The sequence below is a fragment of the Pyxidicoccus fallax genome, assembly GCF_012933655.1.
GTDB lineage: Bacteria > Myxococcota > Myxococcia > Myxococcales > Myxococcaceae > Myxococcus > Myxococcus fallax.
In genome coordinates this window covers 1-6,774 of the sequence record NZ_JABBJJ010000499.1, presented here as the reverse complement: position 1 = coordinate 6,774, position 6,774 = coordinate 1, and the positions used below count along the sequence as shown (strand labels likewise).

At 74.5% G+C, this 6,774-nt stretch carries 2 protein-coding genes; both read right to left on the bottom strand.

Annotated elements, in window-relative coordinates; all coding sequences use genetic code 11:
* Nucleotides 1-3,534: UvrD-helicase domain-containing protein (locus HG543_RS57265; RefSeq protein ID WP_169352060.1), on the bottom strand; the 3,534-nt coding region annotated here is incomplete at its 3' end.
* Entirely contained in the window at nt 3,531-6,770 is a 3,240-nt protein-coding gene (locus tag HG543_RS50030; protein WP_169352061.1) for a PD-(D/E)XK nuclease family protein, read from the bottom strand. The genes HG543_RS57265 and HG543_RS50030, both read right to left, overlap by 4 nt.
* Between the last annotated feature and the right edge of the window lie 4 nt (nt 6,771-6,774).

The following is a 6,774-nucleotide window of genomic DNA, read 5'->3' as shown; positions in this document are numbered from 1 at the left end:
CGTCGGAAGCGTCAGATGTGTGTAAGAGACACCCACCAGCCACTCCGGCTCCGGCTTCTCTTCCGCCAGGAAAACCACACCCACCCGCACCGGCACGCCTTCACGCACCATCCGCCGCGCGGCCAGCTCCAGCGCGGCCAGCTCGTGCGCGTACGCCGCCGCGCCCAGCGGATGCCGCCCGCCCGTCTTGAAGGCCACCACCACCGCCTCCCCTTCCGGTGACTCCCAGAGGAGGTCCATCTCGCCCTCCAGGGCGGCCCCACCGTCCAGGGCCAACAGGAAGGGCAGCCCGCGGTGGACGGCCTGCGCCGGGGACGCGGACATCCGCCGGGCCAGCTCCGTGCCCAGGAAGCGCTCCACCGTGCCCAGCACCCCTTCCATGCCCTCGTCATCCGGGAGCGCGCCCGCGTCCCGCAGCAGCACCTCCAGGTGCGCGCGGCGCTCGGCGGGCTCGGCGTCCGGAGCCGCCGCCAGCCGCAGGTCCACCCCGCGCAGCAGGCGCAGCGTGAGCCCCTCGGGACTCTCGGCGGGCAGCCACCCGTCGGGCTCCACCAGCGGCGGCGTGTCACGGGGCGGTGACTCCCAGGGCCACGCGGCGCCCTTCAGCCCCAGCCGGTGCAGGTAGTGGAAGCGCCGGGGGCACGCGAGGAAGTCCCGCACCGCGTCCACGGACGCCACCGCCGTGCCGCGCGAGTCGCCCGCGTCCTCGTGCGCGCCGCGCACCCGCAGCAGCGCGGCCTCCAGGCGGGCCCCGGCGCGCGCCATCGCCTCCGGCCCCGGCGGCTCGGGGTCCGCGGGCGGCGGGAGCGAGTCCACGTCCAGGTCGTCCACCAGCGCGCGCAGCTCGGCGTCCACCTCCAGCCGCCCGTCGATGAGGTGCCACCACGAGTCCTTGCCGCCGCGAGGCTCCGCGCCGCCGGACAGCACCAGCATGTCGCGGGCGCGGGTGAGGGCCACGTAGAGGAGGCGGCGGTACTCGGCGTCCTCGCGGGCCTTGAGCTCGGCCTTCACCGCCTCGAAGCGCTTGGAGGTGTAGCCGTCCAGCGACTCCGGCACCCAGGGACGCAGGGCGATGCCGTGCGAGCGCTCGAAGTGCGCGCGGGCGCTGGTGGTGCGCCGCCGCCCGCCCAGGGCCGGCACCACGACGATGGGCCACTCCAGGCCCTTGGCGCGGTGGATGGTGAGCAGCTGCACCGCGCGCGGGTCGCCCGCGTCCAGGAGGTCCGCCTGCGCCTCGGTGGGGTCGTTCTCCGCGAGCATCCGCAGCTCGCGCGCGAAGGCCACGCACCCGCCCGTGCCCCGCTCGTCCCGGCGCGAGGCTAGCGACAGCAGCTTCTCCACGTTGGCGCTCGCCTGCTCCGCGTAGGGCGAGCCCGCCAGCGCCTCGCGGTAGCCCGTCACGTCCAGCGCCGACAGCAGCAGCTCGCGCACGCCCAGCCTGTCCCGCTCGCGCCGCAGCGCCGGCAGCGCGCCAAGGAAGCGCTCCAGGCGCAGCCGCTCGCGCTCGGGCAGCGCCTCCAGCACCCGCGCGTCCGCCAGCCGCGGCGACGTCAGCGACAGGGGCTGGTCTCCCGCGAGCTGGAACAGCGACGCGTCCGACAGGCCCACCAGTGGCGAGCGCAGCACCGCGGCGAAGGCCAGCGAGTCCTCCGCGTCCGCCAGCAGCGACAGCAGCGAGGCGAGGTCCAGCACCTCCTGCGCGCCGTAGAAGCCGCGCCCGCGCAGCACCCGGTGCGGCACGCCGTGGCGGATGAGCGCCTGCCGGTACACCTCCAGGTGCGTGAAGGTCCGGAACAGCATCGCCACGTCGCCACCGCGCGCCGGACGAGCACCCTCGCCGTCCTCGTTCTTCACCGTGGCCGGAGCCCCGGGCGCCAGCAGGCACCGCAGCCGCCGCGCCACGCAGTCCGCGTCCAGCCAGCGCAGGTCCGCCGCCGTGTCCGCCTCTTCCAGTTGCAGCCGCTCCACCACCGGCGCTTCCGAGAGCGAGGAGCGGACGGCGTTCAGGTCGTCCTCCTCGGGGACGTAGATGACCTCGAAGGGGCGCGGCGCGCGCGCGTCGGCGGCGACGAGCACTCCGGCGAAGGTGCGGTTGAAGAAGGACAAGAGCCCCGGCACCGAGCGGCGATTGTCCTGGAGGAAGCCGCGCGTGCCGCCCTCGGCTTCAATCTTCCCGGCCAGCACGGAGAAGACGGACACGTCCGCGCCGCGGAACTCGTAGATGGACTGCTTGCGGTCACCCACCGCGCACAGGAAGGCGGGCTCCAGCGGCAGCGACGCCACCAGGTCCGCGTCCGGCTTCAATTCGCGAGGCCCACCCTCGCGCCGCTCCGACAGGAGCAGCACCAGCTCCAGCTGGAGGCGGTTGGTGTCCTGGAACTCGTCCACGAGCAGCGCGCCGATGCGCTCCTGCACCTGCTGGCGGAACTCCGGGTAATCGCGCAGCAGGTCGCGCGACTTCACCAGCAACGAGGTGAAGTCGAACACGTTGCGGCGCGACAGCTCCGAGTCGTGACGCGCCTCCACCTGTCCCAACAGCTCGCGGAAGGTGGCCTCGAAGGGAGCGGTGCGCCACGCGGCCCACGCGTCGTCGAGCCGCGGCACGGAGCCGTCGCTCTTGCCGAAGACGCGCCAGTACAGGTCTCGAATGGGGCCGGCGGCGCCCTTGCTGAGCCGCGCGAAGTTGCGCCCGTCCGCCTTGAAGCAGGCGCGCAGCCAGGGGAAGCGCTCACCCGTGCCGAAGTTCTCCGCCGTCATCCCGTTGAGCGCGCGCTCCAGCCCACCGAGGAGCCGGCTCCACTCGCCCTTCGCGTCCAGCCCGCGCGCCTCGGAGCACAGGCGCATGCAGTCGGTGATGGCGGCGTCCAGCTCCAGGCGGGCCTCGGCGGCGTCACCCACGGCGGCGGTGGCGGCGCGCAGGCCCTCCTCGCGCAGCTTGCGGTAGACGGACACGAGCGCGGCCACCAGCCCGTCGGAGAAGCCCGAGCCGGAGAAGCCCAGCTCCTGGCACAGCTCGCGCACCTGCGCGTCGCCGTCCTCCAACGCGTCCAGCACCACGCGCTCGCACACGTCCTGCACGAGCCCCGTGGCCTCCAGCTCGTCCAGCACCTCGAAGCTGGGGTCGATGCCCACCGCCGGAGGCGCCCGGCGCAGGAGCTGCCCGCAGAGCGAGTGGAAGGTGCCCACCGTGGCCGCGCCCAGTTCCTCACGGAGCTGGCGCCACGCGTCCGGCAGCGGGAAGGGCTTGTCCAGCCGCTCCAGCGAGGCGCGCAGGTCCTTCTCCTGGTCCTGCCGTGTGTCGCCCTGGGCGAGTCCGTCCAGACGATGGCGCACGCGCGAGCGCATCTCCGCGGCGGCCTTGTCCGTGAAGGTGAGCATGCACAGCCGCGACGGGCGCACCGCCGGGCCGGCCTCGCGCGCGCCGGCCAGCAGGTGCAGCGTCATCGTCACCAGGCTGTATGTCTTTCCCGCGCCGGCGCCCGCCATCAGGGCGAGGTTGCGCTCCAGCGCGAGCAGGTGGGGCGCGCCGCTCATCCACCCTCCTCCGTCATGCGGCGCTCGGTAATCCGGCACACGGCGCGGAAGCCGCAGGTGCCGCAGTCCTGGGGCCGCGCGGCGAAGCGGCCCTCGCGCAGCGTGTTCACCAGCGACTCCACCGCGTTGGGCAGGTTGAGGCCGTTCTTCTCCGCCACCTTCGCGCGCACCTCGGGGTCGGTGGACAACAGCTCGTCCAGTTCCTGCTCGGAGACGACCTCGGTGAGGTGGATGGTGGCGCCCGTGCGCAGCGAGAACCACGCCGCCTGCTTCGCGTCACGGTGGCCGCTCGCCCGCGCCGCGTAGAGGTACAGCGGGAGCTGGAAGTCCGACGTGAGCAGCTTCTCCTTCAGCGCGCGCTTGTCCAGCCGGCCGGACTTGTAGTCGATGACGCCCACGTCGCCGCCCGACTGGTCCAGCCGGTCAATCTTGCCCTCGAAGACGATGGCGTCTCCCTGGATGGGGAGGATGACGTTGCGCCACCGGTCGTCCTCGGCGGCGGGGCCGAACTGGAGCTCGAAGCCCTCCGGCACCATCTTGTCGAAGGGCAGCCCGCGCCGCTCGTCCACGAGGATGCGGCGGGCCATCGCGCGAGCGCGCTCGTGCGCCAGCTTCCACAGCGCGGGGTGGCCCACGTGGTGGAACTTCTCGAAGTGGGAGATGGCGGACTTGAGCGCGGCGTCCAGCACCTCGTCCGGAATCTCCTCCGGGGCCTTGCCCAGCAACTCGTGCTTCTTGAGCGCCTGGAACACCTCCTCCACCACGCGGTGCCAGAAGGTGCCGCGGCCGCGCGCGTCGAACTCCTCGCCCGGCTGGTCCGGCTCCACCACCTTCAGCCCGTACGTGAGGAAGCCCTGGAAGCCGCAGTTGCCGAAGCGCGCCAGCGCCGACGCGGACAGCGGGCGCGTGAGGTCGAAGCGGAACGTCTCGCGCAGCGACTCGCGCAGCGTGTTCGCGTCCACCGAGCCCGTGTACGGCCCCGGCTGTCGGTTGGGGTCGCCGAAGAAGAACAGGCGCTCCACCTCCACCTGCGCCAGCTCGCGGGCGCCCGCGTACCAGAGTTCCTTCTCGAACTGGCGCCGCAGCAGCGGGGCGGCGGAGTCCGGCTCGGTGACGCGCAGCTTCGGCTGGGCCAGCGCCTCCAGCGCCACGCAGCGGCGCAGCTCGGCCTCGGTGAGCACCTCGTCCAGCGGCGGAATGGGCGGCAGCGAGCGCGGCGTCCACTTCAGCGCGGTGAGCCGGCGCACCTCCTCCAGGAAGGCGGACGGCACCTGCTCCTGCCCGCCCGCGGCCTCCACGGCGAAGGACAGGCTCACCGTCTCCTCCGCGGACACCAGCGCGGTGGCGAACAGCAGCCGGTCCTCCGTGAGGCGCCACGGCGCGCGGTCCTCGAACTCGCCGCCGGTGAGGCGGAACACGTCGCGGCCCAGGTGTTTGTTGAGCGCGGCACGCTCCGCGTCCCCCAGCAGCGGCGACGGCGCGTCCCGCCCCGGGAAGCGCCCCTCCGTCATGCCCGCGAGGAACAGATGGCGGAACGTGCGGCCCGGCAGCTCGGCCACGTCCAGCACCTCCACCGCGCCACTCCGGGGCCCGCGCGGCGGCAGGTGCGCGTCCGCCATGGCGTCGCGCAGCCAGCGGCCGAAGGTGCGGCGGCGCAGCTTCGGCCCGCCGCCCACCGCCTTCATCGTCCGCAGCAGCCCCTGCACGCGCATGCGGAGCGCCTCGCGCGCGGCCTCGTCCCGCGCCCGTGCGTCCACCGCCCTCGCGCCCAGGCCGCCCTCCTCGCGAGACTCCAGCGGCCCCTCGGTGTCCACGAGGCCCAGCCGCTCCACCACGTGCCACCACGCGGAGAGCAGCTCCTCGGCGGTGCCCTCCTCGGGGATGCGGCGGCAGTAGTCCACCAGCATCATGCAGCGCTCGCGCAGCACCTGCACGGCGTGCACGCGGCTGCTGGCCTCCTTCTTCTGCGCGCCATGGAGCGCCAGCATCCGGCGCGCGAGCCCGTCCAGGCGCACGTCGTACGCGCCGCGCCCTCGCACCGCGCCCAGCCGGTCATCCCGCACGGCGGCCAGCGCGAAGAGGCTGGCGGGCGCGTCCGGGCCACCGCGCGACAGCGTGGGGGCGTAGCGGCTGCCCACCAGCTCCGCGACGCGCTCGGCGGGGAAGGCGTCCTCCGCCAGCAGCGGCAACTCCAGCGCGAGGCGCACCGGCCCGGCGAGGGCCAGGGGCTCCCCCCACGGCAGGCGCACCGGCACGCCCAGCTCGCCCAGCGTCTCCGCGAGCCACGCGGTCTCCGGCCCCGGCTCGCGCCAGGCGATGGCGATGTCCCCGGGCGAGGCGCCCTCCGCGATGAGCCGCTTCACGTCGCGAGCGACGAGACGGGCCTCCTCCCGGGCGGTGGCCGCGCTCCACATGCGCAGGGCCGGCACCGCGTCCTTCAGCACGTCGCGCGGGGCGCGCGGCGAGAACAGGTGGCGGCCCAGCTCGTTGAGGGGCCGGCCCTCGAAGGTGACGTCCGCCTTGAAGAGGTCCACGTGCGGCATCGTCTCGCCGCGGTTCTCGAAGGCGCGGAAGAGCGCCGCCAGCGCCGCGTCCGCCGAGGGCGAGCCACCCACCGGCGTCTCCACCCGCAGCGTCACCCGGCGCGACTCGCACGCCGCCGCCAGCGCCAGCAGCAGCTCCAGCCCGGAGGGCCGCACGTCGTAGATGCCGTGCAGCACGAGCGTGCCCACGCCCACCCAGCCCGCCGGCCAGGCACCCCGGCCGAGGGCCTCGCGGGCGCCACGCAGCACGTCCTCGCGGTCCGCCAGCCCCAGCTCGGCCATCTTCTGCTCGTACAGGTGGTACAGGCGGGCGAGCACCCGCACCCTCGTCCGCCGCTCCTGGGGCAGCACCTCCACGGCGTCCTGCAGCTCACGGGGCGTGAGGCGGCCGGCCTTCAGGTCGAGCACGACGTCCAGCGCGGCGCGGGCGAAGGCGGGCTCCCGGACGTACTCGCCGAAGGGCGTGGGGCCCAGGGCCTGCCCCAGCGAGGCCACCACGGCCCGCGCGGCCACGGCCGGACAGGGGCGGCGGTTCAGCTCGCGCGCGCCGCCCAGGCCCTGGAGGAGCTCGTCCCAGGTGAGCAGGCTGGTGCCCACCGACAGGCCGCTCGCATCCCCCATGGCACGCAGCGCCGCCTGCCGCCGGCCGGCGTCGGGGTACACATGGAGGGTGCGGCCGGGGCGGGAGGACATTGCG